This window comes from Klenkia marina (genome assembly GCF_900101025.1).
GTDB lineage: Bacteria > Actinomycetota > Actinomycetes > Mycobacteriales > Geodermatophilaceae > Klenkia > Klenkia marina.
This window is the reverse complement of sequence record NZ_FMUH01000007.1, coordinates 161,113-186,193: the sequence shown is the minus strand read 5'-3', so window position 1 is coordinate 186,193 and position 25,081 is coordinate 161,113. Positions and strand designations below refer to the sequence as shown.

General features: G+C 74.4%; 28 protein-coding genes and 3 tRNA genes. 18 read left to right on the top strand and 13 right to left on the bottom strand.

The features are described from left to right. Window positions 1-45: 45 nt before the first annotated feature. The 7 genes from BLP29_RS18685 to BLP29_RS18660 all read left to right on the top strand — a co-directional run bounded on the left by BLP29_RS18685 (window position 46) and on the right by BLP29_RS18660 (window position 3,343). Window positions 46-942 (top strand): DUF3566 domain-containing protein, encoded by an 897-nt coding sequence (locus BLP29_RS18685; RefSeq protein ID WP_092807339.1) that lies wholly within the window; start codon window positions 46-48, stop codon window positions 940-942. A gap of 60 nt (window positions 943-1,002) precedes the next feature. Next, window positions 1,003-1,076: transfer RNA gene (locus BLP29_RS18680), tRNA-Ile, on the top strand. Window positions 1,077-1,124: 48 nt separating this feature from the next. After that, a complete protein-coding gene (locus tag BLP29_RS21135; RefSeq protein ID WP_165839450.1) occupies window positions 1,125-1,265 on the top strand; it encodes a DLW-39 family protein in 141 nt (46 codons plus the stop codon). A gap of 20 nt (window positions 1,266-1,285) precedes the next feature. After that, window positions 1,286-1,358, top strand: a tRNA-Ala gene (locus tag BLP29_RS18675). Between the two features lie 17 nt (window positions 1,359-1,375). Then, complete coding sequence (locus BLP29_RS18670) at window positions 1,376-1,903, top strand: DUF2020 domain-containing protein (RefSeq protein ID WP_165839449.1); 528 nt, start codon at window positions 1,376-1,378, stop codon at window positions 1,901-1,903. 34 nt (window positions 1,904-1,937) lie between these two features. Further along, a complete protein-coding gene (locus tag BLP29_RS18665) occupies window positions 1,938-2,471 on the top strand; it encodes a peptidylprolyl isomerase (protein WP_243470088.1) in 534 nt (177 codons plus the stop codon). 47 nt (window positions 2,472-2,518) lie between these two features. Beyond that, a complete protein-coding gene (locus BLP29_RS18660; RefSeq protein ID WP_243470087.1) occupies window positions 2,519-3,343 on the top strand; it encodes a rhomboid family intramembrane serine protease in 825 nt (274 codons plus the stop codon). Here the strand turns inward: BLP29_RS18660 and BLP29_RS18655 are convergent. Further along, on the bottom strand, window positions 3,340-3,738 hold the full coding sequence (locus tag BLP29_RS18655; RefSeq protein WP_092807532.1) for a PH domain-containing protein: 399 nt from the start codon (window positions 3,736-3,738) through the stop codon (window positions 3,340-3,342). The two genes, BLP29_RS18660 and BLP29_RS18655, sit on opposite strands and share 4 nt — an antisense overlap. Before the next feature lie 444 nt (window positions 3,739-4,182). Here BLP29_RS18655 and BLP29_RS18650 point away from each other — a divergent pair, with 444 nt between their 5' ends. Both BLP29_RS18650 and BLP29_RS18645 read left to right on the top strand, forming a co-directional pair. Then, the gene (locus BLP29_RS18650) at window positions 4,183-5,130 is read left to right on the top strand and encodes an NAD(P)H-binding protein (protein WP_092807333.1); all 948 of its coding nucleotides are present in this window, start codon (window positions 4,183-4,185) and stop codon (window positions 5,128-5,130) included. Further along, window positions 5,127-5,894, top strand: a complete 768-nt coding sequence (locus tag BLP29_RS18645; RefSeq protein WP_243470086.1) for a CPBP family intramembrane glutamic endopeptidase — start codon at window positions 5,127-5,129, stop codon at window positions 5,892-5,894. Before BLP29_RS18650 ends, BLP29_RS18645 begins: the two co-directional genes overlap by 4 nt. 4 nt (window positions 5,895-5,898) lie before the next feature. Here the strand turns inward: BLP29_RS18645 and crgA are convergent, their stop codons facing one another. Next, complete coding sequence (crgA, locus tag BLP29_RS18640) at window positions 5,899-6,171, bottom strand: cell division protein CrgA (protein WP_092807329.1); 273 nt, start codon at window positions 6,169-6,171, stop codon at window positions 5,899-5,901. A 165-nt stretch (window positions 6,172-6,336) separates the two neighbouring features. On the opposite strand from crgA, the gene BLP29_RS18635 reads away from it, so the two are divergent. From BLP29_RS18635 to BLP29_RS18620, 4 genes are read left to right on the top strand one after another with little or no spacing between them, the layout of a single operon-like run. Next, window positions 6,337-7,074: a DUF881 domain-containing protein gene (locus BLP29_RS18635; protein ID WP_092807327.1), complete on the top strand. Its 738-nt coding sequence runs from the start codon at window positions 6,337-6,339 to the stop codon at window positions 7,072-7,074. A 25-nt stretch (window positions 7,075-7,099) separates the two neighbouring features. After that, window positions 7,100-8,134, top strand: a complete 1,035-nt coding sequence (locus BLP29_RS18630) for a class E sortase (protein WP_092807325.1) — start codon at window positions 7,100-7,102, stop codon at window positions 8,132-8,134. Beyond that, entirely contained in the window at window positions 8,134-8,292 is a 159-nt protein-coding gene (locus BLP29_RS21130) for a hypothetical protein (RefSeq protein WP_092807323.1), read from the top strand. The genes BLP29_RS18630 and BLP29_RS21130 overlap by 1 nt, the downstream gene beginning before the upstream one ends. Next, on the top strand, window positions 8,289-8,930 hold the full coding sequence (locus BLP29_RS18620; protein WP_092807321.1) for an aminodeoxychorismate/anthranilate synthase component II: 642 nt from the start codon (window positions 8,289-8,291) through the stop codon (window positions 8,928-8,930). The genes BLP29_RS21130 and BLP29_RS18620 overlap by 4 nt, the downstream gene beginning before the upstream one ends. Before the next feature lie 376 nt (window positions 8,931-9,306). Here the strand turns inward: BLP29_RS18620 and pknB are convergent, their stop codons facing one another. The 7 genes from pknB to BLP29_RS18585 form a co-directional block, all read right to left on the bottom strand. Beyond that, a complete protein-coding gene (gene pknB, locus BLP29_RS18615) occupies window positions 9,307-11,088 on the bottom strand; it encodes a Stk1 family PASTA domain-containing Ser/Thr kinase (protein WP_092807319.1) in 1,782 nt (593 codons plus the stop codon). Between the two features lie 106 nt (window positions 11,089-11,194). Next, entirely contained in the window at window positions 11,195-12,652 is a 1,458-nt protein-coding gene (locus tag BLP29_RS21865; protein WP_092807317.1) for a serine/threonine-protein kinase, read from the bottom strand. Continuing rightward, entirely contained in the window at window positions 12,653-14,104 is a 1,452-nt protein-coding gene (locus BLP29_RS18605) for a peptidoglycan D,D-transpeptidase FtsI family protein (RefSeq protein ID WP_092807315.1), read from the bottom strand. It lies immediately after the preceding gene. Continuing rightward, on the bottom strand, window positions 14,101-15,549 hold the full coding sequence (locus BLP29_RS18600) for an FtsW/RodA/SpoVE family cell cycle protein (RefSeq protein WP_092807313.1): 1,449 nt from the start codon (window positions 15,547-15,549) through the stop codon (window positions 14,101-14,103). The genes BLP29_RS18605 and BLP29_RS18600 overlap by 4 nt, the downstream gene beginning before the upstream one ends. Continuing rightward, window positions 15,549-16,925, bottom strand: coding sequence for a PP2C family protein-serine/threonine phosphatase (locus BLP29_RS18595; RefSeq protein ID WP_092807311.1), 1,377 nt, complete (start codon window positions 16,923-16,925; stop codon window positions 15,549-15,551). Before BLP29_RS18595 ends, BLP29_RS18600 begins: the two co-directional genes overlap by 1 nt. Then, window positions 16,922-17,383: an FHA domain-containing protein FhaB/FipA gene (locus BLP29_RS18590; protein ID WP_092807309.1), complete on the bottom strand. Its 462-nt coding sequence runs from the start codon at window positions 17,381-17,383 to the stop codon at window positions 16,922-16,924. Before BLP29_RS18590 ends, BLP29_RS18595 begins: the two co-directional genes overlap by 4 nt. Further along, window positions 17,380-18,228 carry an FhaA domain-containing protein gene (locus BLP29_RS18585; protein ID WP_092807307.1) on the bottom strand — a complete coding sequence of 283 codons (849 nt, stop codon included), beginning with the start codon at window positions 18,226-18,228 and terminating at the stop codon, window positions 17,380-17,382. Before BLP29_RS18585 ends, BLP29_RS18590 begins: the two co-directional genes overlap by 4 nt. A gap of 141 nt (window positions 18,229-18,369) precedes the next feature. Between BLP29_RS18585 and BLP29_RS18580 the strand changes: the two genes are divergently transcribed. Beyond that, window positions 18,370-18,452, top strand: a tRNA-Leu gene (locus BLP29_RS18580). A gap of 55 nt (window positions 18,453-18,507) precedes the next feature. On the opposite strand, the gene BLP29_RS18575 is transcribed toward BLP29_RS18580, so the two are convergent. Then, window positions 18,508-18,912: a DUF1707 SHOCT-like domain-containing protein gene (locus tag BLP29_RS18575; RefSeq protein ID WP_092807305.1), complete on the bottom strand. Its 405-nt coding sequence runs from the start codon at window positions 18,910-18,912 to the stop codon at window positions 18,508-18,510. Between the two features lie 87 nt (window positions 18,913-18,999). Between BLP29_RS18575 and BLP29_RS18570 the strand changes: the two genes are divergently transcribed. Together BLP29_RS18570 and BLP29_RS18560 are read left to right on the top strand one after the other, a co-directional pair. Continuing rightward, window positions 19,000-19,635, top strand: coding sequence for an HhH-GDP family DNA glycosylase (locus BLP29_RS18570; RefSeq protein WP_092807303.1), 636 nt, complete (start codon window positions 19,000-19,002; stop codon window positions 19,633-19,635). A 24-nt stretch (window positions 19,636-19,659) separates the two neighbouring features. Beyond that, window positions 19,660-21,510: an aldose epimerase family protein gene (locus tag BLP29_RS18560; RefSeq protein ID WP_207798593.1), complete on the top strand. Its 1,851-nt coding sequence runs from the start codon at window positions 19,660-19,662 to the stop codon at window positions 21,508-21,510. Here the strand turns inward: BLP29_RS18560 and BLP29_RS18555 are convergent. After that, a complete protein-coding gene (locus BLP29_RS18555) occupies window positions 21,507-22,151 on the bottom strand; it encodes a flagellar brake protein (RefSeq protein ID WP_092807301.1) in 645 nt (214 codons plus the stop codon). The two genes, BLP29_RS18560 and BLP29_RS18555, sit on opposite strands and share 4 nt — an antisense overlap. Window positions 22,152-22,237: 86 nt before the next feature. On the opposite strand from BLP29_RS18555, the gene BLP29_RS18550 reads away from it, so the two are divergent. Then, entirely contained in the window at window positions 22,238-22,942 is a 705-nt protein-coding gene (locus BLP29_RS18550) for an MOSC domain-containing protein (protein ID WP_092807299.1), read from the top strand. A 5-nt stretch (window positions 22,943-22,947) separates the two neighbouring features. Further along, window positions 22,948-23,163: an RNA-binding S4 domain-containing protein gene (locus BLP29_RS18545; protein ID WP_092807528.1), complete on the top strand. Its 216-nt coding sequence runs from the start codon at window positions 22,948-22,950 to the stop codon at window positions 23,161-23,163. 154 nt (window positions 23,164-23,317) lie between these two features. Here the strand turns inward: BLP29_RS18545 and BLP29_RS18540 are convergent, their stop codons facing one another. Then, window positions 23,318-24,094 carry a hypothetical protein gene (locus BLP29_RS18540; protein WP_092807297.1) on the bottom strand — a complete coding sequence of 259 codons (777 nt, stop codon included), beginning with the start codon at window positions 24,092-24,094 and terminating at the stop codon, window positions 23,318-23,320. 167 nt (window positions 24,095-24,261) lie between these two features. Further along, window positions 24,262-24,972 (bottom strand): Fpg/Nei family DNA glycosylase, encoded by a 711-nt coding sequence (locus tag BLP29_RS21125; protein WP_165839448.1) that lies wholly within the window; start codon window positions 24,970-24,972, stop codon window positions 24,262-24,264. Window positions 24,973-25,081 lie beyond the last annotated feature (109 nt).

Below are 25,081 nucleotides of genomic sequence, written 5' to 3'. Positions count from 1 at the left end.
GGGCGCGACGGGGGCGAGACGATCGCCCCTGGGACGGAGAGCGGCATGAGCGACCGGACGCAGGGCTCGGTGCGGACCGACGGCAACGCCTCGGACGAGGACCCCCAGACCGCGGCCATCCCGGCCGAGGAGCCCGCTGCCGGGAAGTCCGCCGCCAAGCCCGCCGCGGGGGCCGCCCCCGGGTGGGGCGGAGCCACCCCGTCGGGCCGCCAGGCGCCCGCCACCTCCCAGGCCCCCGCCGCCCGTCCTGCTGGTCAGCCCCCGGCGGGCCCGACCCAGCCGGCGGCGGCCAAGCCCGCGGCCGGCAAGTCCGCCGGCGGGAAGCAGGCGCCGGCCAAGCAGGCTCCCCCGAAGCAGGCATCGGCCTCGCAGGGCCAGCAGGCCACCGTGGGTGCACGGGCCGCGGCCCCGCAGACCGGCGCCCGCCCCGCCAACCGGGACGCCGCCGGTGCCCCGCGCCAGGGCGCCGGCCGTCAGGGCGGCGCCGCGGTGCGTCCGGCCGAGGTCTCCGGACGCCCGACCGGTGAGGGTGACCGCCCCGGTGGAGTGCGCGCCGTCCGCGGCTCGGGGGGCAAGGGTCCGCGTCGGGCGCGCCTGCAGCTGCGGCACATCGACACCTGGTCGGCGCTGAAGATCTCGCTGGTGCTGGCCATCGCGCTGTTCTTCGTGTGGATGGTCGCCGTGGGCGTGCTGTACGGCGTGCTCAACGGGCTCGGTGTCTTCACCACGCTGAACGACCTCATCGGTCAGCTCGGCAGCTCCTCCGGCGACAGCGGTGGCAGCGACGTCATCACCCCGGGCATCGTGTTCGGCGGCGCGGCGGTCATCGGTGCGGTCAACATCGTCCTGTTCACCGCGCTGTGCACCGTGGGCACCTTCATCTACAACCTCTGCGCCGACCTCGTCGGCGGCCTCGAGGTCACCCTCTCCGAGCGGGACTAGGGGTCGGCACCCCCGGGCGACGCAGTCGCCCGGGGGCCACGTATGCTTTCCGAGGTTCACGGGCCTGTAGCTCAGACGGTTAGAGCGCATCCCTGATAAGGATGAGGCCGGAGGTTCAAGTCCTCCCAGGCCCACCGTGCACTGCTCCACCCACGCACCCCACGGCGAGGAGGTCGGCACCCGTGCTGAAGTCGGTCGCCGCTGCGGCACTAGCCGCCGGAGCCCTCCTGGCGCTGCGCAAGCGCTCCGCGGCCAAGGGGGACGACGACCTCTGGGCCGAGGCCACCCGGGCCCCCGGCGCAGTCCGCACCACCCAGCGCTGAACCGCGACGAACCACCCCTCGGGGACGTAGCTCAATTGGTAGAGCACCGCCTTTGCAAGGCGGGGGTCAGGGGTTCGATTCCCCTCGTCTCCACGATGTCGCGCCGCACGATGCTCCTGCCCGCCGTGGCCCTGCTGCTGGCCGCGTGCGGCGGCACCGCCGAACCCGCGCCCGGGTCGCCCGCCGCCACCACCAGTGCGGCCCCGGCCACCACCTCGGCGACGCCGGCGCCGACGACCGCCGCCGAGCCGGTCACGACCGAGCAGGACTGCCCCTACCTCGACACCACCACCGTCGAGGACGTCGTCGGGCAGAAGACCCCCACGGTCACCACGACCGGCGTCCCCGGTGGCCCCCCGCCCTCGTGCACCTTCGCCAAGCCGAACGGGGAGGCCGCGCTCACCGTCGAGATCAGCCAGGCCGCCGACTCCGTGGCCGCGCGCACCGCGGCCGTCGAGCGGGTGGCCGGCATCGGGGGCACCGCGGTCACCGACATCGCCGACGGCGGCGGCATCGCCGTCGGCCAGCCCACCGTGCTGGCCGTCGCCGACGGCACCCTGGTCGTGGTGGTCACCATCAACCAGGAGTCCAGCCTGCAGGCGCGGGAGATCGCGCAGGCCGTCGTCGGGGCGGTCTGAGCGAGCCATCACCGCAGGTGGGACGATGGAGCGCGTGACCGAATCGACTCCTGCGCGGCGCGCAGTCCTGCACACCAACCACGGCGACATCACCGTGGACCTGTTCCCGGACCACGCCCCCAAGACCGTCGCCAACTTCGCCGAGCTCGCCGAGGGCAGCCGCGAGTGGGTGGACCCCCGCACCCGGGCCAAGACGACCGACAAGCTGTACGACGGCACGATCTTCCACCGGGTCATCGACGGCTTCATGATCCAGGGCGGTGACCCGCTGGGTCAGGGCACCGGCGGCCCCGGCTACCGCTTCGGCGACGAGTTCCACCCCGACCTGCAGTTCTCCAAGCCCTACCTGCTGGCCATGGCCAACGCCGGCCCGGGCACGAACGGCTCGCAGTTCTTCATCACCGTCACCAACACCCCGCACCTGAACAACAAGCACACGATCTTCGGCGAGGTGGCCGACGACGCCTCCCGCCAGGTCGTCGACGCCATCGCGAAGGTCCCGACCGCGCGCGGCGACAAGCCCCTCGAGGACGTCGTGATCACCTCGGTCGAGGTGCAGCGCAGCTGAGCACACCCACCGGACCCGGGGGTGCGGGCGAGCAGCCCGCGCCCCCGGTGCCCACCTGCTACCGGCACCCCGACCGGCCCACCCGCATCTCCTGCGTGCGCTGCGGCCGGCCCATCTGCCCCGACTGCATGCACCCCGCCTCCGTGGGCTTCCAGTGCCCCGAGGAGATCGCCGACGCCCGCCGCACCGTGCGGGCCCCCAAGCGCACCACCGGCGTCCGGGTGGCCGGTCGCCGCTGGGGCGTCGTCACCGTCGTCCTCGTCGCCCTGAACCTCGCGGTCGCCGTCGGCACCGCCGTCTCCGCGCTGCTGGTCGGGGGCAACCCGATCAGCTCCTTCTCGTCCCCGCTGCAGTCCGAGCTGCTCACCGCCCCGGTGCTCGTCGACGCGGGTCAGTGGTGGCGGGTGGTCACCAGCGCCTTCACCCACGCCGGCGTGGTGCACCTGGCGCTCAACATGCTGGCCCTGCTGCTGTTCGGCTCCGAGCTCGAGCGCACCATCGGCAAGGCCCGCTACCTCACCGTCTACCTGGTCTCGGCCCTCGGCGGCGCGGCCGCGCTGCAGCTGTTCGGCGAGTACCTCGGCGGGGTCGTCGGGGCCTCCGGCGCCATCTACGGCCTGCTCGGCGCCTTCGGCGTGGTGCTGGTCAAGCAGAAGCAGGACCTCCGCGGCCTGCTCACCCTGCTGGCCATCAACCTGGTCATCAGCTTCCTGCCCGGCGTCTCGCTGCTGGGCCACCTGGGCGGCCTGGTCGCCGGTGCGGCCACCGCCGCCGTGCTGCTGTGGGCCCGCAGGCGCACCGCGCTGGCCGTGGCCGGGGTCGCCGCCGTGGTCGTCGTCCTGCTCGTGCTGACCTTCGGCGGGATCCGCTAGACCGGTCGGTGCCCGAGCAGCTGGGCGCCCACCTGCTCGGGGTCGGCGCCCAGGTCGCGGCGGCCGAGCACGAGCAGCACGGTCTCGTCGGCGGTGTCCTCCAGCTCCAGCGAGGTGCTGCGCACCCCCAGCCGTCGCCCGGTGCGCACCCGGGCGCGCAGCCGTGCCCGCGGGATGGTCGTGGTGCCGCCCAGGCCCCGGACGGCGACCGCGGTCTCGTCGGCCCGCAGCCGCGGCCGGAGCCGGAGGTCCCGGACGACGACGCCCACCAGGAGCAGCACCGCGGCACCGACGAGCAGCCGCCCCGGCACGTCGAGCAGCAGGAGCACCCCGCCCAGGACGACGGCTGCGGCCGCCGCGACGGCCGTCTCGACGGGACGTGTGGACCAGTGCACGGCCCCCATCCTCCCCGGTTGTCCACAGGCCGGTGCGCGGACACCGCGACCCGCGGTCCGACCTCGTCTTTCATGCTGTGGGCGACGGTTCGGACACGCCCGGTGAGGGGGCCCCCGGACGGGGTCGTCACGGTCCACGAGTCGATTCGTCCACACCTGTGTGCACAGGTGGGGACAGAAGAACAGGGATGTAACTACGCGGGTGGTCCCGTCGTCCCACTGGTCACACGGTGGGCGATCGCGCAGGTCAGCGGCCTGCGGTGGCCGCGGCGCTCTCCACACTCGGTGGACAAACCTGGGGGCGGTCGGTCAGCGGCGTTGTGGATCAGGTCAGCGGCCTGTGCACACGTGACCCGCCGTCCCGGGGTCGACTTCTCGACCTCGACCGGACCGGTTCGTCGCACTCGTCCTGCGCGGGGCGGTGGCAACCGCGAGGGTGGACGGGTGCAGGTTCTGGTGACGGGTGCGTCCGGGTTCGTGGGTGGTCGGCTGGCGCCGGCCCTGGTCGAGGAGGGCCACGACGTGCGGGCGATGACCCGCCGTCCCGAGGCGTACGGCGGGGCCGGGGAACCGGTGGCCGGCGACGTGTCCGACGAGGCGTCCCTGCGGGCTGCGCTCGAGGGCTGCGAGGCCGCCTACTACCTGGTGCACTCCCTCGGCGACGCCTCCTTCGTCGAGGAGGACGCCGCAGCCGCCCGGCGGTTCGGCCGGGCCTGCGCCGCCCAGGGCGTGCGGCGCATCGTCTACCTGGGCGGGCTCGGGGACGACGCCGACGACCTGTCCGACCACCTCCGCAGCCGGCGCGAGGTCGAGACCCTGCTCGGCGAGGGCGGGGTGCCGGTCACCGTCCTGCGCGCCGGCATCGTCGTGGGCCACGGCGGCGTCTCGTGGGAGATGACCCGCCAGCTGGTCGCCCACCTACCCGCCATGGTCACCCCGCAGTGGGTGCACACCCGCACCCAGCCCATCGCCGTGGACGACGTCGTGCGCTACCTGGTGGGCGTGCTCGAGGCCCCCGAGGCCGAGGGTCGCGTGTTCGAGGTGGGTGGCCCCGACGTCCTGGAGTACCTCGAGATGCTCACCCGGGTCGCCGAGATCCAGGGCCGGCACCTGTTCGTGCTCCCCGTGCCGCTGCTGAGCCCGCGGTTGTCCTCGCGCTGGCTGTCGCTGGTCACCGACGTCGACCTGCAGACCGGCCGCAACCTCATCGACTCGATGAGCAACGAGGTCGTGGTGCACGACGACGCGATCCGGCAGGTCGTGCCCTTCGAGCCGATGGACTACGACAGTGCGGTGCTGCAGGCGCTGGGCGAGCGTGCCCGGGAGCGTCGCGAGGTGGCCGGGCAGCGCAAGCGGCACGGCGGCCTGCTGGCCCGGGGGGCCCGGTCGTGACTGCCGGACGGCGGATGGGCCGGCTGGTCGACCGCCTGGTCGCCAGCGCGCCGGCCTGGCTGGTGGACCCGGTGCCGCGCGACCACCTGGAGACCGACGCGGCGTTCCGGCGCCGCCGCCGGGTCACCGCCGCGGTGGCGGTCACGGGCGCCGGGCTGCTGGGGGTCTCGCTCTCCCAGAAACCGGACTCCAAGGAGTTCTACGCGCTGACCATGGCCGTCGCCGGCACGTGGGTGGCCGGCGGGGTGGCCTCGGGGCCGCTGCACCGCGGGTGGATGCGCTCCTCGCGCGAGACGCTGCACCGTCCGGTCATCACGCCGGTGGTCACCGGCGCGGGGGTCTTCGGGCTGTTCTACGGGGCGGCCCTGGTGTCCAAGCGCATCCCGGTGCTCAACGCGGCGGTGACCCGCATCCTGCGGTACGCCCACCAGGGCAACCCGGCGCTGGTCACGATGACCACCCTCACCAACGGGGTCGCCGAGGAGGTCTTCTTCCGGGGTGCGCTGTACGCCGCCGCGGGCACCGGCAACCCGGTGCTGAAGTCGACCGCCGTCTACGGGCTGGCCACGACCTCGACCCGCAACCCGGCCCTGGTGCTGGCCTCGGTGGCCATGGGGCTGTTGTTCGGCTGGCAGCGCAAGATCACCGGCGGCATCCAGGCCCCGGTGCTCACCCACCTCACGTGGTCGGCGCTGATGCTGCGCTACCTGCCGCCGCTGTTCGCCGACCAGCCCTCGATCGACGCCGAGGTACCTCAGAACTGAGGGGTCAGCGCCAGCGCATGCTCATGACCAGCCCGGCCACCATGGCGCCGAAGCCGATCGCGAAGTTCCAGGCCGACAGCGACACCATGAACGGGATCTGGTCGCCGGCCACGTAGTAGACGACGATCCAGACCAGCCCGAGCAGCATCAGGGCGATCATGACCGGCGCGTACCAGCGGGGGCTGGGCGCAGCAGCGCGGGCTCGGCTGGCGCTGGAGGGGAGCACGCCCTCCGGCGGGGTGTACACCGACTTCTTGCGCACCTTGCTCTTGGGCACCGCGACGACTCCTCGAACCGACCTCACGGTCCGCCCAGCTGGGCGGACCTGCGCAGGACCGGCCGTCGTGGCCGGTCCGGACCGCCCCCAGCCTAAGCTGCAGGTGGCGCGACGGCGGGCAGACGGCCCGCACCGGGCGCCGTCGTCCCCCTCCGGAGGTGGTCCGTGCGCCGACGTCGACCCACCGTGTGGGGCGCCCTGGTGCCGGTGGTGGCCCTCGCCGCGGGCCTGCTGTTCGCCACGTCGGGGCAGACCGCCCGCGGCACCGATCTGCGGGCCGGTGACGTCACCGAGCTCTCCGAGCTGATCCGCCAGCTCGAGACGGCCAACGACGCCACCGAGGCCCAGCTCAGCGTCCTGTCGGCGCGGGCGCAGGCGCTCACCGACGCCGAGGCCGGCCGCAACGGGGCGGTCGCCGCCGCCTCGGCCGCGGGTGCGGCGGAGGAGGCCTCCGCCGGGTTCACCGCGCTCAGCGGCGCCGGTGTCGAGATCACCCTGGACGACGCCCCGGACACCGCCAGCGGCGACCTGCCGCGGGGAGCCGGGCCCGACGACCTGGTCATCCACCAGTCCGACGTGCAGGGCGTGGTCAACGCCCTGTGGGCCGCGGGTGCCGACGGCGTCACGATCATGGGCCAGCGGCTGATAGCCACCAGCGCCGTGCGCTGCGTCGGCAACGTGCTGCTGCTGCAGGGGCGCACCTACTCCCCGCCCTTCGTGATCACCGCGGTCGGCGACGCCGACGCGATGCGCGACCGGCTCGGCGAGTCCTACGAGGTCTCCCTGCTCCAGCAGGCCGTCGACCGGTTCGGGCTCACCTACCGGGTGCAGGACCGCTCGGAGGTCACCCTGCCCGCCTACGATGGCGCGCTGGACCTGCAGTACGCCACGGCCGCCGGCTGAGGCTGCTCGGGCACGGGGAGGAAGCATGGACGACGCGCAGACCGGCGGTCCCCGCGGCCGCCATGCTCCCGAGGAACCCGCCGCACCGCCCCCGCCGCCGCCCGCCGACGACGCCACGGTCTGGACCGACCGCGTGCCCGCCGTCCCGTCCGTGCCCCCCGTGCCCCCTACGGCCTCCGCGTCCTCGGCCGAGGGCGACGGCACCGAGGACGACGCGAGCGCGGACCGCGTGACCGAGGACCGCGTGACCGAGGACGACGTGGCCGCGGACCGCGCCACCGCGGACCACGCGGTCCAGGAGGACGAACCCCGGGCGGTGCGGCGGCCCGAGCGCACCACGGGCGACCTGGTGCGCACCGGCATCCGCGGCGTGGGCCAGCTGCTGGTCACCGCCGGGCTCGTCGTGCTGCTGTTCGTCGTCTACGAGGTGTGGGTCACCGACCTCACCAGCGACCGCAAGCAGGACGCGCTGTCCAGCGAGCTCCGCGAGGACTGGCAGGGCGACGACCCGACCGTGCCGACCCTGCCCTCGGGCGGGTTGTCCGAGGTGCCGCTGGGCGAGGGCTTCGCCTTCATCCGCATCCCGCGCTTCGGGGCCGACTACGTCAAGGTGGTGCTCGAGGGCACCGACGAGGACGAGCTGGTCGAGGGCCCCGGCCACTACGTCGACTCCGCCATGCCCGGCGAGCAGGGCAACTTCGCCCTCGCGGGCCACCGGGTGGGCAAGGGCTCGCCGTTCCTGGACCTCGACCAGCTGCAGGCCGGCGACCCGATCGTCATCGAGACCCAGACCGACTGGTACGTCTACCGGGTGCTGGGTGCCGACGACCCCAACGGCGTCCCCGGTCAGCAGATCGTGCTGCCCACCGACGTCTCGGTCATCGCGCCCACCCCCAACGGCCCGCTCGACGGGCCGGCCAGCGGCGCCTACCTGACGCTGACCACCTGCCACCCCAAGTTCTCCGCCCGCGAACGGCTCATCGTGCACGCGGTGCTCGACGGCGCGGCAATCCCGAAGGCCGAGGCCCCCGACGGGCCGCCGGCTCTGAGCGAGGGCTGATGTACACCTGGATCTGGCGGCACCTGCCGGGCGGGACCGCCCTGAAGACCGTGCAGGCGCTGGTGCTCGTGCTGGCGGTGTGCGCGCTGCTGCTGTTCGTGGTCTTCCCCTGGGTCGAACCCAAGCTGCCCTTCAACGACGTGACGGTGGACCAGTGACAGCTCGTGTGCTCGTGGTCGACAACTTCGACAGCTTCGTCTACAACCTGGTCCAGTACCTGGGCCAGCTCGGCGTCGCCAGCGTGGTGCGCCGCAACGACGCCGTCTCCACCGACGAGCTCGCCGACCTGGACGTCGCCGGCGTGCTGCTGTCCCCGGGACCCGGCACACCCGCCGACGCCGGGGTGACCGTGCCGATGGTGCAGGCCGCCGCCGAGGCCGGCCTGCCCGTGCTGGGCGTCTGCCTGGGCCACCAGGCCATCGCCGAGGCCTTCGGCGGCGACGTCGTGCGCGCCCCCGAGCTGCTGCACGGCAAGACCAGCCAGGTCGTGCACGACGGCGCCGGGGTGCTGGCCGGCCTGCCCTCGCCCTTCACCGCCACGCGCTACCACTCGCTGGCCGTGGAGTCCGAGACGTTCCCGGACGAGCTCGAGGTCACCGGCCGCACGCCGTCGGGCATCGTCATGGCGCTGCGCCACCGCGAGCTGCCCATCGAGGGCGTGCAGTTCCACCCCGAGTCGGTGCTCACCGAGGGCGGCCACCAGATGCTGTCCAACTGGCTGGACCAGTGCGGCTTGGCCCCCGACCCCCAGCTCGTCGAGACCGCCAGCACCGCGGCCCGCAAGCTGCTCGTCTGAGGCCGGGCTGATCGCGGTCCTGCGGACCGCACCTCGGCCAGCAGCCGTCCCCGGCGTGCGCTGAGCCCACTGCGCTGGGCGCATGCCCTCCCGTGGGTGGCCGGGTCGGGCCAGCACCGTGCGTGCACAGCGAGAACGGGGTTCGGGGGCTCGTGGTCGCCGCCGAGGCCCCCCAGACCCCGTCCTGGCCGGCCGCCGAGGGGTGCGGGCCAGGGACGGGGTGTGGGTGCACGCCGGGTGCGGGGTTCCCGCCCCCTCAGCGGCCGGTCGGAGGACGAGAACCCCGCAACCCGTCGGCGGGGCACGTGCGGGCTCAGCGGAGGTCGGGCACGGCCCCTGGCCGGGGTGCGATCCGGAGGATCGCGATGTGCACCCCTCAGTTGTTGGGGGCGGTCGGGATCGGGATGCCCGTGCCGGTGGGCGGGGCGGTCGTGGTCGGCGGGGCGCTGGTGGTGGTCGGTGCCGTGGTGGGCACCGGCACCGCGATGAGCACCCGGATCTCCTCGCCGGCGGTGGCCTGCTGGTTCGCCTCGGGCTCGGTGCCGATCGCCTGCCCCTGGGGGACCTCGTTGCTCTCGGCGTTCTGCTGGGTGATGTTGGTGAACCCGGCGGCCTGCAGCGTGGCCCGCGCCTGCTCGAAGGTCTGCCCGCGCACGTCGGGCACCGGCGCACTGCCGGTGGAGACGCTGAGCGTGATGGTGGTGGTCTCGGGGTTCTGCTGGCTGCCCTGGCCCGGGTCGACCGCGGTGACCTCGCCGGCCGGCGCCGTGGAGGGCACCTGACGGCTGTTGACCCGGTCGAACCCGGCGTTGGTGAGGTTGGAGCGTGCCGCGTCCTCGGTCAGGCCGACCACGTTGGGGACGGCCACGGTGTCGGGTCCGGCGCTGACCACGAGGGCGACCTCGGTGCCCTCGTCGACGGTCTGCCCGGCGGCGGGGTCGGAGCTGATGACCGAGCCCTCGGCGACCGTGTCGCTGGCCGCGGAGGTGACCGCACCGACCGCCAGCCCCTGCTGCTCCAGCGCCGCCTCGGCGGCGGCCTGCGTCTGGTCGACCAGGTTCGGCACCTGCACGCTGGCCACGGTGGGCTCGGTCGGGGTGTCGTCGCCGCCGCTGTTGAGCGCGATCAGCAGCACGACGAGCCCGGCGAGCACGAGCACGCCCGCGACCACGAGCGCGATGATGCCGCGCTTGCGCCGCTTGGCCGCGGCCTCGTCGTCGGCGTCCCAGTGGTCGTCCTGGCCGGGGTAGCCGGCGCCGGCGGCACCGATGTAGGAGGTGCGCTCGGCGTCGCCCATGACCGGGGTGGCCTCGACCCGCTGCCCGGCGACGGCGCGCAGCAGGTCGCTGCGCATCTCGGCGGCGGACTGGTAGCGGTTGGCCGGGTTCTTGCTCATCGCCTTGAGCAGGATGGCGTCGAGCTCGGCCGGCACCTCGGGGTTGATCGAGGACGGCGTGCGGGGGTCCTCGCGCACGTGCTGGTAGGCGACGGCCACCGGGGAGTCGCCGGTGAACGGCGGGGCACCGGTGACGAGCTCGTAGAGCAGGCAGCCGGCGGAGTACACGTCGGACCGGGCGTCGACGCCCTCGCCGCGGGCCTGCTCGGGCGACAGGTACTGCGCGGTGCCGATCACGGCCGCGGTGGAGGTCATGGTGGCCGCGGAGTCCGAGACGGCCCGGGCGATGCCGAAGTCCATCACCTTGACGGTGCCCTGCGGGGTGATCATGACGTTGCCGGGCTTCACGTCGCGGTGGACGATGCCGTTGCGGTGGCTGAAGTCCAGCGCTGCGCAGATGTCGGCGGTGAGCGACATCGCGCGCTCGGGCTCGAGGCGGTTCTCGCGGCGCAGGACGTCGCGCAGGGTCTCGCCCTCGACGTACTCCATGACGATGTAGGGCGTGGCGCCGGTGGTGGTGCGGTCCTCGCCGGTGTCGTAGACGGCCACGATCGCCGGGTGGTTCAGCGAGGCCGAGGCCTGGGCCTCGCGGCGGAACCGCACCTGGAACGAGGGGTCGCGGGCCAGGTCGGAGCGCAGCACCTTGACCGCCACCTCGCGGCCCAGCCGGAGGTCACGGCCGCGGTGCACCTCGGCCATCCCGCCGCGGCCGAGGACGCCACCGATCTCGTAGCGCTCGCCGAGCACCTGCGGGGTGGTCATCGGGGGTCCTCTCGAGGTGCGGCCGGGGCCGGTCGGCCACCGGGCAGCGTAGGCGATCCGGGTGACACGACCGGGCTGTCCGCGGCCGCGTCGGGTGAGGAGACGGTCACGTCGTGGCCCCCGCATCGGGCTGGCCGGGCGCCACGGTGGTCTCCGCGGGGGTGGTCGTGGTGGGGGTCGTCGTCGGCGCCGGTGGTGTCGTGCTGGTGGGCGCCGGGGTGGTGGGGCGGGGCGTGGTGCGGGGCGTGGTCGTCGTGGCGGGGGCCGGCGCCTGGGTGGTGTCCTGCCCCGGGTCCTCCGTCGGTTCCTCGCCGTCGTCGTCGCCGCCGGTGGTCTCCTCGGCCGTGCTCTCGCCCGCCGAGGTGCTGGGGGCGGTGGAGGTGGCCGGCGCCGAGGTCGAGGTGGCCGGGGGCGTGGTCGTGGTCCCGGGGGAGCGTTCGGCGTCGCCGTCGCCGTCCATGAGCGTGAAGGCCAGGACGGCGCCGAGCACGAGCAGCAGCACCGCGGCGGCCGCGACCCAGGGCCACGGCGAGCGGCGACGGCGGGTGTCGTCGTCCCAGTCGTCGACGTCCTCGTCGACCGGGGAGGCCTGCAGCGGGGGCATGGTGCGCGGTGCGGTGGACGGGCCGGTCGCCGGGCCCGCGGCGGCGCCGGCGGCGCCGATCATCTGCGTGCCGTCGCCACCGACGGCCGGGATGTAGGTCGTGGCGGCCGACGTCTCGGGGCCGGGGCCCCCGGCGGCGACCCGGCGGGCGGCGGCGGCGAAGGCACCGCCGTCGGGGAAGCGCGCGGCCGGGTCCTTGGACAGGGCCTTCTCGACCAGGGCGCGGACCGGCGCGGGCACCTCGGGGGGCAGCGGCGGGGGCGGCCGGTTGATCTGGGCCAGTGCGATGGCGACCTGGGACTCGCCGTCGAAGGGGCGGTTCCCGGCCAGGCACTCGTAGCCCAGGATGCCCAGGGAGTAGACGTCGGAGGCGGCGGTGACCTGGAAGCCCTGCGCCTGCTCGGGCGAGAGGTACTGGGCGGTGCCCACGACCATGCCGGTGCGGGTGAGCGGGGCGGCGTCGCGGGCCCAGGCGATGCCGAAGTCGGTGAGCTTCACGACGCCGTCGGGGCGCACCATGAGGTTGCCGGGCTTGATGTCGCGGTGCACGACCCCGGCCCGGTGCGCGGCGGAGAGGCCCTCGCCGGCCTGGGCGAGGACGTCGAGGGTGCGCTCGGGCGACAGGGTGATCTCGCGGTCGAGGATGGCGACCAGCGGCTCGCCCTCGACGTACTCCATCACCAGGAACGCCAGGTCGCGGCCGTCGTCGTCCCGGGTCTCGCCGTAGTCGAAGACCGAGGCGATGTTCTGGTGGGTGAGGCCGGCGGTGTGCCGGGCCTCGTTGCGGAACCGCTCGAGGAAGTTGCGGTCGCCGGTGTACTCGCTCTTGAGCACCTTGGCCGCGACCGTGCGGCCCAGCGTGCGGTCGGTGGCCCGCCACACCTCACCCATGCCACCGGTCGCAATGGGGGCGGTGATCTCGTAGCGCCCGGCCAGGACGCTGCCGACGTGCAGTGCCATCTAGTTGCCCCCGTCGGCGGCCAGGTAGGCCGCCATGACCTGCTGGGCGACGGGCGCGGACAGGTCGCCGCCGGTGCCCTGCCCGCCCTGGATGAAGACGGCGACGGCGATCTGCGGTTCGCCCTCGGGGCCGGCGAAGCCGACGAACCACTGGTTGTCGTCGCCGTCGGCGGTGGTCTGCGCGGTGCCGGTCTTGCCGCCGACGGTGTAGCCGTCGATCTGCGCCCGGCGACCGGAGCCGCCCTCGACGACGCCGACCATCATCTGCTGGAGCTGGGTGGCGACGTCGGCGGAGACCGGTCGGCTCTGCTCCTCGGGCTCGGTCTGGTCGATCACCGTGAGGTCGGGCGCCTGCAGCTGGTCGACCAGGTAGGGCTGCATGAGCGAGCCGTCGTTGGCGATGGCCGCGGCGATCATCGCCCCCTGCAGCGGCGTGATCTGCACGTTCTGCTGACCGATGGAGGCCACCGCCAGCTGCGCGTCGCCGTCGATGTCGCCCACGGTGCTCTGCACGACCGGCAGCGGCATCGGCTCGGGCTCCTCGTCGATGCCGAAGGCCTGGGCGGTCTCGCGGATGCGGTCCTCGCCGAGCTCGACGCCCAGCTGGGCGAAGGCGGTGTTGCACGAGATCCGCAGGGCGTCGGCGAGGGTCTGCTGCCCGCTGGGGTCGCACACCTCGCCGCCGAAGTTGGACAGGTCCCGGCTGGTGCCGGGCAGCCGGTAGGTCTGCGGCGCCGGGACGACCGAGTCGGAGCTGTAGCCGTCCTCGAGGGCGGCGGCCGAGGTGATCAGCTTGAACACCGACCCGGGGGAGTGCCGCTCGTCGACCGTGCCGTTGACCCGGGGGTCGGGGTCCATCGCGCCGAGGGTGTCGGAGTAGGCGCGGATGGCGGCGGGGTCGTGGCTGGAGAGCTGGTTGGGGTCGTACCCGGGGCTGCTGACCATGGCCAGCACCGCGCCGGTGCTGGGGTCCAGCGCCACGACGGACCCCTGGACGCCGTCGAGCCCGTCGAAGGCGGCCTGCTGGGCGGCGGGGTCGAGGGTGAGCTCGACGTTGCCGCCGGAGGGGTCGCGACCGGTGAACAGGTCGGCGATGCGGCGGAAGGCCAGGCGGTCGTCGGAGCCGGAGAGGATCTCGTTCTCGGCGCGCTCGATGCCGGTGTTGCCGTAGACCAGGGAGTAGTAGCCGGTGACCGACGAGTACAGCTCGCCCTGCGGGTACTGCCGCAGGTAGGTGAGGGCGTCGTCGGTGCGCACGGAGGTGGCCACCGGGTTGCCGTCGACGACGATCTGGCCGCGCTCGCGGTCGTACTCCTCGGCCAGGATGCGGGTGTTCGAGGGGTTGGCGCGCAGCTCGGACGACCGCACGACCTGGATGTAGTTGGCGTTGAGGATCAGCAGCGTGAACAGCACCAGGACGCTGATCGACACCTTGCGCAGCGGCGAGTTCACGGCTTGACCACCTCGGTCAGCGCCTCGCCCAGCTTCGGGGCGGGCGGCGCCGGCGGGGCGGCCGGGCGGCGGGCGGCGTCGCTGATCCGCACCAGCAGCGCGACCAGGCCGAAGTTGGCCACCAGCGACGAACCGCCGTAGGCCACGAACGGGGTCGTGAGGCCGGTCAGCGGCAGCAGCCCGGTGACGCCGCCGAGGACGACGAACACCTGCCAGGCGACCCCGAAGGCCAGGCCCGCGGCCAGCAGCTTGCCGAAGCCGTCGCGCACGACGAGCGAGGTGCGCAGGCCGCGCTCGACCAGCACGAGGTACAGGACGACGACGGCGACCAGCCCGAACAGGCCGAGCTCCTCACCGATCGCGGCGGCGATGAAGTCGCTCTTGGCCACCGGCACCTGGTCCGGGCGCCCGCCGCCCAGGCCGGCGCCGAACAGGCCACCGGTGCCCAGGCCGAACAGCGACTGCACGACCTGGTAGCCGCCGCCGTCGGGGTAGTAGGCGAAGGGGTCCAACCAGGTGTCCACCCGCACGCGCACGTGGCCGAACAGCTGGTAGGCCACGGTGCCGCCGACGGCGAACAGCAGCACGCCGATGACCAGCCAGGATGCCCGCTCGGTGGCGACGTAGAGCATGACCACGAAGATCCCGAACAGCAGCAGCGAGCTGCCCAGGTCGCGCTCGAAGACCAGCACGAGGATCGACACGCCCCAGGCCACCAGGACCGGGCCGAGGTCGCGGGCGCGCGGCACCTCGAGGCCCAGCACGCGGCGGCTGGCGAGGGCGAGGACGTCGCGCTTGTCGACCAGGTAGGCGGCGAAGAAGATGACCAGGCAGATCTTGGCGAACTCGCCGGGCTGGATCGAGAACCCGGCCACCCGGATCCAGATCTTGGCGCCGTTGACCTCCGACAGCGCCGAGGGCAGCACCGCGGGGATGGCCAGCAGCACCAGCCCGACCAGGCCGATCGTGTACGCCAGCCGGGAGAGCGCACGGTGGTCGCGCACCACGGTCAGGACGGCGACGAACAGGACCATGCCGACGGTGGCCCACAGCAGCTGGGTGGGGGCGTCCTCGCGGGCCGACACCGACTCGCCGAGGGCGTTGGCGGCGATGTCCAGGCGGTGGATCATCGACAGGCCCAGACCGGTGAGCACGGCGACGCAGGGCAGCAGCAGCGGGTCGGCGTAGGGCGCGAACCGGCGCACCACGAGGTGCGCCACCACCCACAGGCCGGTGAACCAGAGGCCGAACGTGGCGATCTCGGGGCTGGGCGACCCGGTGACGGTGATGTCGACGATGGTCTGCGCGGCGAGGGTGATGACGACGGCGAAGGCCAGCATCACCAGCTCGGTGCCGCGACGCTTGGGCGGGGTGGTGACCCCGGGGGCGCCCTGCTTGGGGTCGGTGCCCGGGCCCTTGACCGGACCGGCGGCGGGGGCCGCCATCAGTCCGCCTCCCGGCAGTCCACTCCCGGCTCCTGCGCCCGGGCGGACGTCGACGGCTGCGTGGTGGTGGGGGGCGTCGTGGTGGGCGGTGCCGTGGTGGCGGTCGCGCCCGGGTCGACGGTGGTCGGGGCTGCCGAGGTGGTCGGGGCCGACGAGGTGGACGGGGTGCTGGCCGAGCGGCACAGCGGCAGCCGCTGCTCGAGCAGATTGTCCAGGATGCGGTCGGCGTCGGCCCGGTCGCTGGCCTCGATGCCGGACTCGACCCGGTTGCGCGCGGCCTGGGTCAGGTCGTCGAGGGAGAGCTCGGTGGCCGTGTCGAGCCGGTACAGGTCGACGCCGGCGAGGGAGGCGTTGATGCCGCGGTAGACCGCGACGTCGCCGCCGTCGACCGAGCGCACGAACCAGTGGTTGCCCACGAAGGCGTAGAAGCCCACGGCCGCGGCGGCCAGCACGACGACCGCGGCCAGGGCCAGCAGCGCGGTGCGCAGCGGACGGCGGCGCTTCACCGGGGGGCTCGCGGTGGCGGCCGAGACCGGCGGCGGGGTGGGGCGCGGGTCGGCGAGCGCGGCGCGGCCGGCGGCCGACCGGGGGTCGACCTCCCGCTGCCCGCGGTTGTCGCCCGCGGCGCCGTCGACGACCGGGTCGATGCGGGAGCTGCCGTCGTCGTCGACGACGTCGGCCACGATGCAGGTGATGTTGTCCGGGCCACCGCTGCGCAGGGCCAGCTCGATCAACCGGTCGGCCGTGGCCTGGGGGTCGGGGTCGCGCAGCGCCTCGGCCATGGTCTCGTGGCTGACGACGCCGGACAGGCCGTCGGAGCAGAGCAGGTAGCGGTCGCCGGCGCGGGCCTCGCGCATGGAGAGGTCGGGGTCGACGTCCTGGCCGTTGAGGGCGCGCAGCAGCAGCGAACGCTGCGGGTGGCTGTTGGCCTCGTCCTCGGTGATGCGGCCGTCGTCGATGAGGGTCTGCACGAACGTGTCGTCGTGGGTGATCTGCGAGAGCTGGCCGCCGCGCACGAGGTAGGCGCGGGAGTCGCCGACGTGGCACAGCGCCAGTCGGCCCCCGGCGAAGAGGACGGCGGTGAGGGTGGTGCCCATGCCCTCGAGCTCGGGGCTCTCGCGGATGACCTCGCGCAGGTGCTCGCTGCCGTCGAAGACCGCGTTGCGCAGTGCGGCGAGCATGTCGCCGGAGGGGGTGTCGTCGTCGAGGTGCTCCAGCGCGGCGATGACCACCTTGCTGGCGACGTCGCCGGCCGCGTGGCCGCCCATGCCGTCGGCGACGGCCAGCAGGCGCGGACCGGCGTAGACCGAGTCCTGGTTGCTGCCGCGGATGAGGCCGCGGTCGGAGCGGGCGGCGTACCGCAGCACCAACGTCATGAGCGGAGCTCCAGCACGGTCTGTCCGATCCGGATCGGTTGGCCGGGGGCGACCAGCAGCGGACCCTGCACGCGCTGCTGGTCGAGGTAGGTGCCGTTGGTCGAGCCGAGGTCCTCGACGTACCAGGCACCGCCACGGTTGGTGAGCCGGGCGTGCCGGGAGCTGGCGAAGTCGTCGGTCAGCACGAGGGTGGAGTCGTCGGCGCGGCCGATGAGGATGGCCTGCTCGCCGAGGGTGATCTTGGTGCCGGACAGCGGGCCGGCGGTGACGAAGAGGTTCTTCGGGCCGCGGTTGCCCTTCTTCTTGCCGGCCTGGGCACGCGGGGGCACCGAGGACACGCGGCCGGTGCGGCCGCCCAGCAGGTCGGCGCGCACCACCCGGAAGGCGGCGAAGATGAACAGCCAGAGCAGCAGCAGGAACCCGAACCGGAACGCCTGCAGCACGATCTCGGCGGTCATGCGCCGTCCTGCCGGTAGACCAGCACCGAGTGCCCGATGCGGATGACGTCGCCGTCGGACAGCGGCTGACGACCCACCCGGCGACCGTTCACCAGGGTGCCGTTGGTCGAGCCGAGGTCGTGCACCGCGGCGACCGGGCCCTCGAGCACGACGTCGACGTGCTTGCGGCTGACGCCGGTGTCGGGCAGCCGGATGTCGGCCTCGGTGCCGCGGCCGATGACGTTGCTGCCCGCCGACAGCACGTGCCGGGTGCCCGGGCCGTCGACGACCAGGACGTGCGTGACCCCGGGGCGCTGGCCCGAGCGGCCGACCACGGCGGGGCCGGCCGGCTCGCGCCCGCGCAGCGGGGGCAGCGGCGGCACCGGTGGGCGACCGGCCGGGGCGGGCACGGGCGGGGCGGCGTTGACGCCGGGGACCGGGCCGCCCCAGTCGTCGGACAGGTCGGTGCTGTAGCGGGAGGGGCGGTCGGCGCGCGGGTCGGCGACGTGCGAGGCGACCTCGAAGACGCCGGTGTGCAGCTCGTCGTCGCGCTCGAGGCGGACCTGGATGTCGCCGAAGGTCTGGAAGCCCTCGTCCTCGACGTGCTCGGCGACCATGTCGGCCAGCTCGGCGGCCAACTGCTCGGACCACTCGGCGAGGTTGTCGTAGTCGGCCGGGCCCAGCCGCACGTCGTAGACGTTGGGGACCAGCACACGGCCCTCGCCCATCACCTTGCGCTGCTCGGTGGCCTCGCGCTGCAGGGCCTTGGCGATCTCGGCGGGGTGGACCTTGCCCTTGAAGATGCGGGCGAACGCGAGCCCGACCATGCCCTCCAGCCGTCGCTCGAAGCGCTGCAGCACACCCACAGTCGCTCCCTACGCTCGGCTGACCTCCCACGAACTCCGACGGCGATCGTAACCGGGACGGGGCCCGTGGTCCGGTCGGCGAGCCCGCGACGCCCCGGCGGAATGTTCTCCGGAGGGGGCTGCTAGTGTTCTCCTCCGCCAGGGCAAGTGGCGGAATGGCAGACGCGCACGGTTCAGGTCCGTGTGTCCGAAAGGACGTGGGGGTTCAACTCCCCCCTTGCCCACAGTGCAGACGAGAGGCCCCACCCGATCCGGGTGGGGCCTCTCGTCGTCGGTGGGTCAGCGGCGGGCGAGGGCGCCGCGGGTGCTCAGCGTGCGGGCGACGAGGACGGCGCCCCAGGGGCCGACGACCCAGACCGGCCAGGGGTAGCCGAACCCGCCGGCGACCGAGGACGCCAGGTAGACCGCCCAGACGATGAGCGCGACGGTCAGGTAACCGCGCCAGGCATTGCGCAGGTCGCCGTCCCCGCCGCAGCTGCCGTAGGACACCGGTGAGGTGGTCGCCGGGGTGGGCAGGTCGGCGGTGAGGACGGCGAGGTCGGCGTGGGTGCGGGCGGCGTAGGCCGAGGCGAGGCGCTCGTCGTACTCGGCCACGGTGAGGCGACCCTCGTGGAGGGCCCGGCCGAGGGCCTCGGCGACGGCGGTGCGGTCGGTGTCGGCGGCGCGGAGCTCGGTGGCGGGCATGCCTGGAGTCTTCCCTCCGGGAGGACCCCGTACCACTGACGTCCGTCATCGATGTGCCCTCGCTGCCGTCACGGGTACGGGGTGGCGATGACCCACCGCGACACCGCCGCCGCCGTCCTGGAGAAGCACGGCACCACCTACGCGACCGACGCCGGCATCCGGCTGGCCGACACCCCCGCGCCGCTGTGGCAGCTGCTGGTGCTGGCCGAGCTGCTCAGCGCCCGCATCGACGCCGGCATCGCCGTCGCCGCCACCACCGAGCTGCTCGACGCCGGGCTGACCACCCCCGAGCACATGCTCGAGGCCAGCTGGCAGGACCGGGTCGACGCCCTGGGCCGCGGCCACTACCGCCGCTACGACGAGCGCACCTCGCGCCAGCTCGGCGACCTCGCCACCCAGGTGCGCGACCGCTGGCACGGCGACCTGCGCCGGCTGGCCGCCGAGGCCGACGGCGACGCCGACCGGGCCGCTGCGCTGCTGCAGGAGTTCCCGGGGTTCGGGCCCACCGGTGCGCACGTGTTCCTGCGCGAGGCGCAGCAGGTGTGGCCGTGGCTGCGCCCGCACCTCGACGACCGCGCCGTGCGCGGCGCCGAGCGGGTGGGGCTGCCCACCGACCCCGCCGCGCTCGCCGGGCTGGTCGACGGCGACGACCTGGCCCGCTTCGCCGCCGGCCTGGTGCGGGTGTCGCTGCTCGGGAAGGGCGAGGACCCGCTCGCCGGGTGACCCCGCACGTGGTGAGGTGACCCCGTGCCGATCGACCCGCACTTCCCGCCCTTCCTCGAGCGCCTCACCGCCGCCGGGGCCACCCCGCTGGTCAGCGGCGACGCCGCCGTCGACCGCGAGCGCTACCGGGCGCTGTCGCTGGCCCGCCGCGGCGACGGCTACCGCCCCGAGCCGGTCGCCGACGTCGAGGACCGCACGATCGAGGGCCCGGGCGGCGAGCTGTCGGTGCGCATCTACCGCTCGGGGCTGGGCCGGGTGGGCGACCGCACCCGTCCGGTCGTCGTCTGGCTGCACGGGGGCGGCTGGGCGGTCGGCGACCTCGACACCCACGACCCCGTGTGCCGAGCGGTGGCCAACCGGCTGGGCGCCACCGTCGTCGCGGTCGACTACCGGCTGGCCCCCGAGCACCCGCACCCCGCACCCCTGGAGGACAGCCTGGCCGCCGTCCGGTGGGCCGCGCGCCGCTGGCCGACCGCGCCGCTGGTGGTGGCCGGCGACAGCGCCGGCGCCGGGCTCGCGGCCGGGGTCGCGCTGCGCTGCCGCGACGACGACGGACCGGTGCTGGCCGCCCAGCTGCTGGTCTACCCGGGCCTGGACCCGACCATGGCCATGCCCTCGACCGAGCAGAACGCCACCGGGCTGTTCCTCGAGAAGTCCGACATGCGCCGGTTCTGGGACTGGTACGTGCCCGACGGCGGCGACCGCTACGTCGCCCCGCTGGGCACCGACCTCACCGGGCTGCCGCCGGCCGTGGTGGCCACCGCCGAGTTCGACCCGCTGCGCGACGAGGGCGACACCTACGCCGTCGAGCTGGCCGCCGCCGGGGTGCACGTCGTCCACCTGCCCGGGCCGGGGCTGGTGCACGGCTACTTCGGGCTGACCGAGATCGCGCCGGCCGCCGCCGTCCGCCGTGCCGAGGTGCTCGACGTGCTGGCCGACCTGCTCGGCACCCCGGGCATCACCCCTGACCCCGAGGCCTGGCCGACCACCGAGCCGCTGGGCGCCTGGCTCGAGCGCGGCGCCGCCCGGGTGGCGGTCGACCTGCGCGGAGGAGGGCTGCGACGGCTCGCCGTCGGCGACTGGGACGTGCTCGACGGCTACCGCACCGGCATCGTCCCGAAGGGGCGCCGGGGTGGCCTGCTGCTGCCGTGGCCCAACCGGCTGCGCGACGGGCGGTGGTCCTGGGGGGACAGCGACCTGCAGCTGGACACCGCCGCCGAGGGGTCGGCCATGCACGGTCTGCTGTCCTGGCAGCCGTTCACCGTGCTGGCCCGCACCCAGGACGCCGTCACCGTCGGCACCGTGCTCGAACCCCGTTCGGGGTACCCGTTCCGGCTGGCCGTCGCGGTCGACTACGGCCTGGAGCCCGACCGGCTGACCGTCACGGTCCGGGTGCGCAACGTCGGCACCCACGACGCGCCGTTCGGCGTGGGCATGCACCCCTACCTGCACGTCGGGTCCGGCCAGGACGGCGACGTGGGTGCGGCCACCCTCGACGTCCCCGCCCGCACGGGCCTGGACCTGGACGGCGGCCTGCCCACCGGCGGGCGGCACCCCTTCGACGGGGCGGTCGGCACGATCGGCGACCGGGCACTGGACGACGCCCTCACCGACCTCGTGCGCGACGACGACGGCTGGGCCCGGGTGCGGCTGGCCGGCTCCGAGGGCGAGCTCGAGCTGGCGGTGGACGCCGCGTGGCCGTGGCTGCAGGTCTACACCGGCGACACGCTGCCCGAGGGCCAGCGCCGGCGCAGCGTCGCGGTGGAGCCGATGACCTGCCCGCCGAACGCCCTGGCCGACGGCACCGACCTGGTGGTGCTCGCCCCGGACGAGGCGTGGTCGGGCAGCTGGACCTTGTCCTGGCGGCCGGCCTAGAGGTCGCCGCGCCGGGCCAGCTGCCGCAGGCGCTCGAACACGCGACCGCGCAGCTGGTCCTGCGCCTTCTCGGGCCAGCCCACGAACTCCAGCGACGCCTCGACCCGTCCGTCGGTGGTCGGGTAGGCCCGGCGCACCCGGGCCGGGCCGGTGAGGGTGCGGGCCTCGGACAGCACGACCGTCAGCACGACCTCGTCGCCCACCGCCGGCCACCCGGACTCCAGCGGCCAGCGCCCCCGCACCCCGGTCTCGCTGAGGTCGAGGCTGGTGCCGGCCGCCGTCCGGCTGCCGTCGACCAGCGTCACGGGCAGGCCCACCTCGGCGCGCACGGCGCCCCGGCGCTGGCCGTCGCGCACCGTGCCCAGGGGCTCCAGGCGCCACACGGGCTCGCCGGTGGTGACGACCTCGACCACCCGGGCGCTGCGGGCACGGGGTCCGCGGCGGCTGGACCAGATGAGCTCCACGGTGTCGCCGACCGGCACGCGGATGCGGCGCCCGGTGCGGTCCTGGGCCACGGTCACGACCAGGACGCCGTCGTCGGGCTGCTCCTCGGGGACGAAGGAGATGAGCAGGTCGTCGCGGTCGGGCACGTGCACGTCGAGCACGCTGCGGGGCCCGGGGAGGTCCTCGCCGTCGGTCATCTCGTCCACTCCTGGTCTCGAAGGCGGCCCAGGTTCGCACGGCGCCGGCGGCCGCGGGGGGATCTGCGGCGCGGCACACTGCTGGCATGCAGGTCATCGAGCTGTGGCGCTACCCGGTCAAGTCGTTGCAGGGGGAGCGGTGCGACGCCGTCGAGGTCGGCGCCGAGGGGATCGTCGGCGACCGGGCCTGGGCGCTGTTCGACACCGCGACCGGGTTCGGGCTGACCGCCCGGCGGGTGCCCGACCTGCTGTTCGCCGCGGCCCGCACGACGGGCGGCCGGCCGGACGTCGTGCTGCCCGACGGCACGGTGACCAGCGACGACGCCGTCCTGTCGGACTGGGTGGGCAGGCCGGTCGAGCTGCGGCCGGCCAGCTACCCCGGACCGCGCACGTACGAGAACCCCGCGGACCTGGAGACCGAGTCGCGGTGGAACCCGTTCTCCGGTGCCGACGGCGCCTTCCACGACAACGCGAACTCGCGGATCACGCTGCTGTCGACCGGGTCGACGGGGTCGTGGGCGCCGCGCCGGTTCCGGGCCAACGTGCTGCTCGAGGGCTCGGGCGAGGACGCGCTGGTCGGTCAGCGGGTGCGGTTGGGGACGACGGTGCTCGACGTCTCGGCCCGCGTGCCGCGCTGCGTGATGACGACGCGGCCGCAGCCCGGCGGCGTCGGGCGGGACACCGGGGTGCTCAAGAGCATCCACCGCGAGCGCGACGGCATGCTGTCGGTGGGCGCGATGCCCTCGACGGGTGGCCGGATCGCGGTCGGCGACGAGCTGCAGGCATGGTGAGCGGCATGCAGACCGTGGAGCTCCGTGCCGGCGAGGACGTCATCCGGCTGGGTCAGCTGCTCAAGCTGGTCGACGCCGTCCCGACGGGTGCGCAGGTGAAGGACGTGCTGACCGACGGCGTGGTGCAGGTCAACGGGGAGCCCGAGGACCGCCGCGGCCGCCAGCTGCGCGCCGGCGACGTCGTGACCATCGAGGGCCTGGGCGACTTCCGCGTCGGCTGACCGGCTGCGGTGCACTCGAATCCACCCCTGCAGCTGTCCCGGGCGCCTCGAGACCACCGCAGGGGTGCGGTCGGCGCGGTGCTGTGGCGCACGGCGTGCGGTCACGCGGGGCCGAAGGCGGGGACCGGATCGGCAGGTCGAGCCGGGGAGGCCCTCAGTCCTGGTCGAGGTGGAAGGTGAGCGTCTCCCACCACATGTGCGGGACGTGCAGCTCCCAGTCGCCCGCGTCGCCGTCGCGAGGGGGGACGGAGCCGCAGACCACGAAGCCGACGTCGGCCCAGTCGGCATGGCTCTTCCGCCACCGGAACGGAATGCAGGCCCCCGGCTGACCCCTTCCTCCGTACGGGTCCGGGGGGACGACGTCCGGTCCTGGTGGCAGGGAGGCGAGCTGGTCGGGCGGAGGCAGATCCGGGCCGGACCATGCCAGCCGTTGCAGCACCACGCCGACCGACCCGGTGAACCGGTCCTCCGGGGTGTGGACGACCCGCAGCACCACCACGTCGCCGTCGCTCCTCCTCCAGGCGAGGACGGTTCCCACGGTGAGGTCCGTGACCCAGCGCCACGGGCGCCTCACCGCCTTCCGGGTCGGCTGCGGTCCGGTCAGCCGAGCGCGGAGATCGGCCAGTGCACCGGCCCGGGCGACGACCCACTCGTCCCCGAGCTCGCTCCAGGACTCGAGATCCCGACCGGTGTCGATGACCTCGAGCGCGCGGCGGAGGACCGAGTCGTCGAGCCGACCCACCGACGACTGGGTGGCGGCCAGGGCCAGCCAGAGCCGCGGCTCCTCGTCCGGCCCGAGGTCGGCCCAGCCAGCGATCGTCTGCCGGGTCGCCTCGTCGTCGGGGACCCGGTCCTGCAGCAAGCGCCGGTAGGTGTCCCGGACGTCGCACGTGAGGTCGTCATCGAAGACCCCCGGGCCGTTCGCGCTCATGGCGCCATGATCGCCGAGTGCACTGCTGCGGTGGACTCCGGCGGCCCGAGACCACCGCCGTCGTGCACTCGGCGCGAGCTCAGTGGGGCTGCTGGAAGGGCCCCGTCGCCCCCCGCGGCACGCTGCGCGCGCCCCGGAACCCTGCGACGGGGCCAACGCCGACGTCCCTAGCGGGGCTGACACCCTGGGCACCACCAGACCTTGCGGGTCCCCATCTCGGCGACCTCGACCGGCGTCCCGCAGCGCAGGCAGCCCTCGCCCTCGCGGCGGAAGACGTAGAAGGCGTCGTCGCGGCTGACGTGGCCGTCGGTCTGCGGCCGGTCCTCGGGGTCGGTGGTGATCTCCGTGCCGCCGCGCTCGACGGCGCCCTTCATCACCCGGCGCATCTCCGACCACATCGTCGTGAACTCGTCCTCGGTGACGTCGACGCCGGGGCGGTGCGGGTCGACGCCGGCCAGGAACGGCACCTCGGCCCGCCAGATCAGCCCGGCGCTGGCGGTGACGGCCTGGTCGAGCAGCAGGCCCCCGATCGGCTTCCTCGACTTCCGCACCTTGGCCCAGGCGACGTCGGGGTCGGCGTCGTCGCGCAGCGGGTCGGGGCCGAGCTCGGCGACGGCGGAGTCCAGGCCCTCCTCGTCGACCAGCGTGCAGGTGATGGCCCCGCGCAGCTCGGCGCTGCGCTCGGCGTCCCCCCGGCCCGAGCGCAACCGCAGCCGCACGTTGCTGTCGTCGGCCTCCACCACCGGCCGGCCCGCGAGCTGCTGGTGGTCGCGGTCCCACCAGGTCCAGCCGCCGATGAGGCCCAGGTGCACGTGCAGGTACTGCGGTGAGTCGCCGGAGAACCGCAGGAAGAGCAGAAGGACCCCGCCGCCCCCCACCGCACGCTCCGCGCACGCCGGGCCCCTGCGGCGGGGCCGAACGGGCTCTCGGCGTGCACCACGTGGCCACCCATCGCCTCGGCGAACCGGCGGGCGTCCACGTGGATCA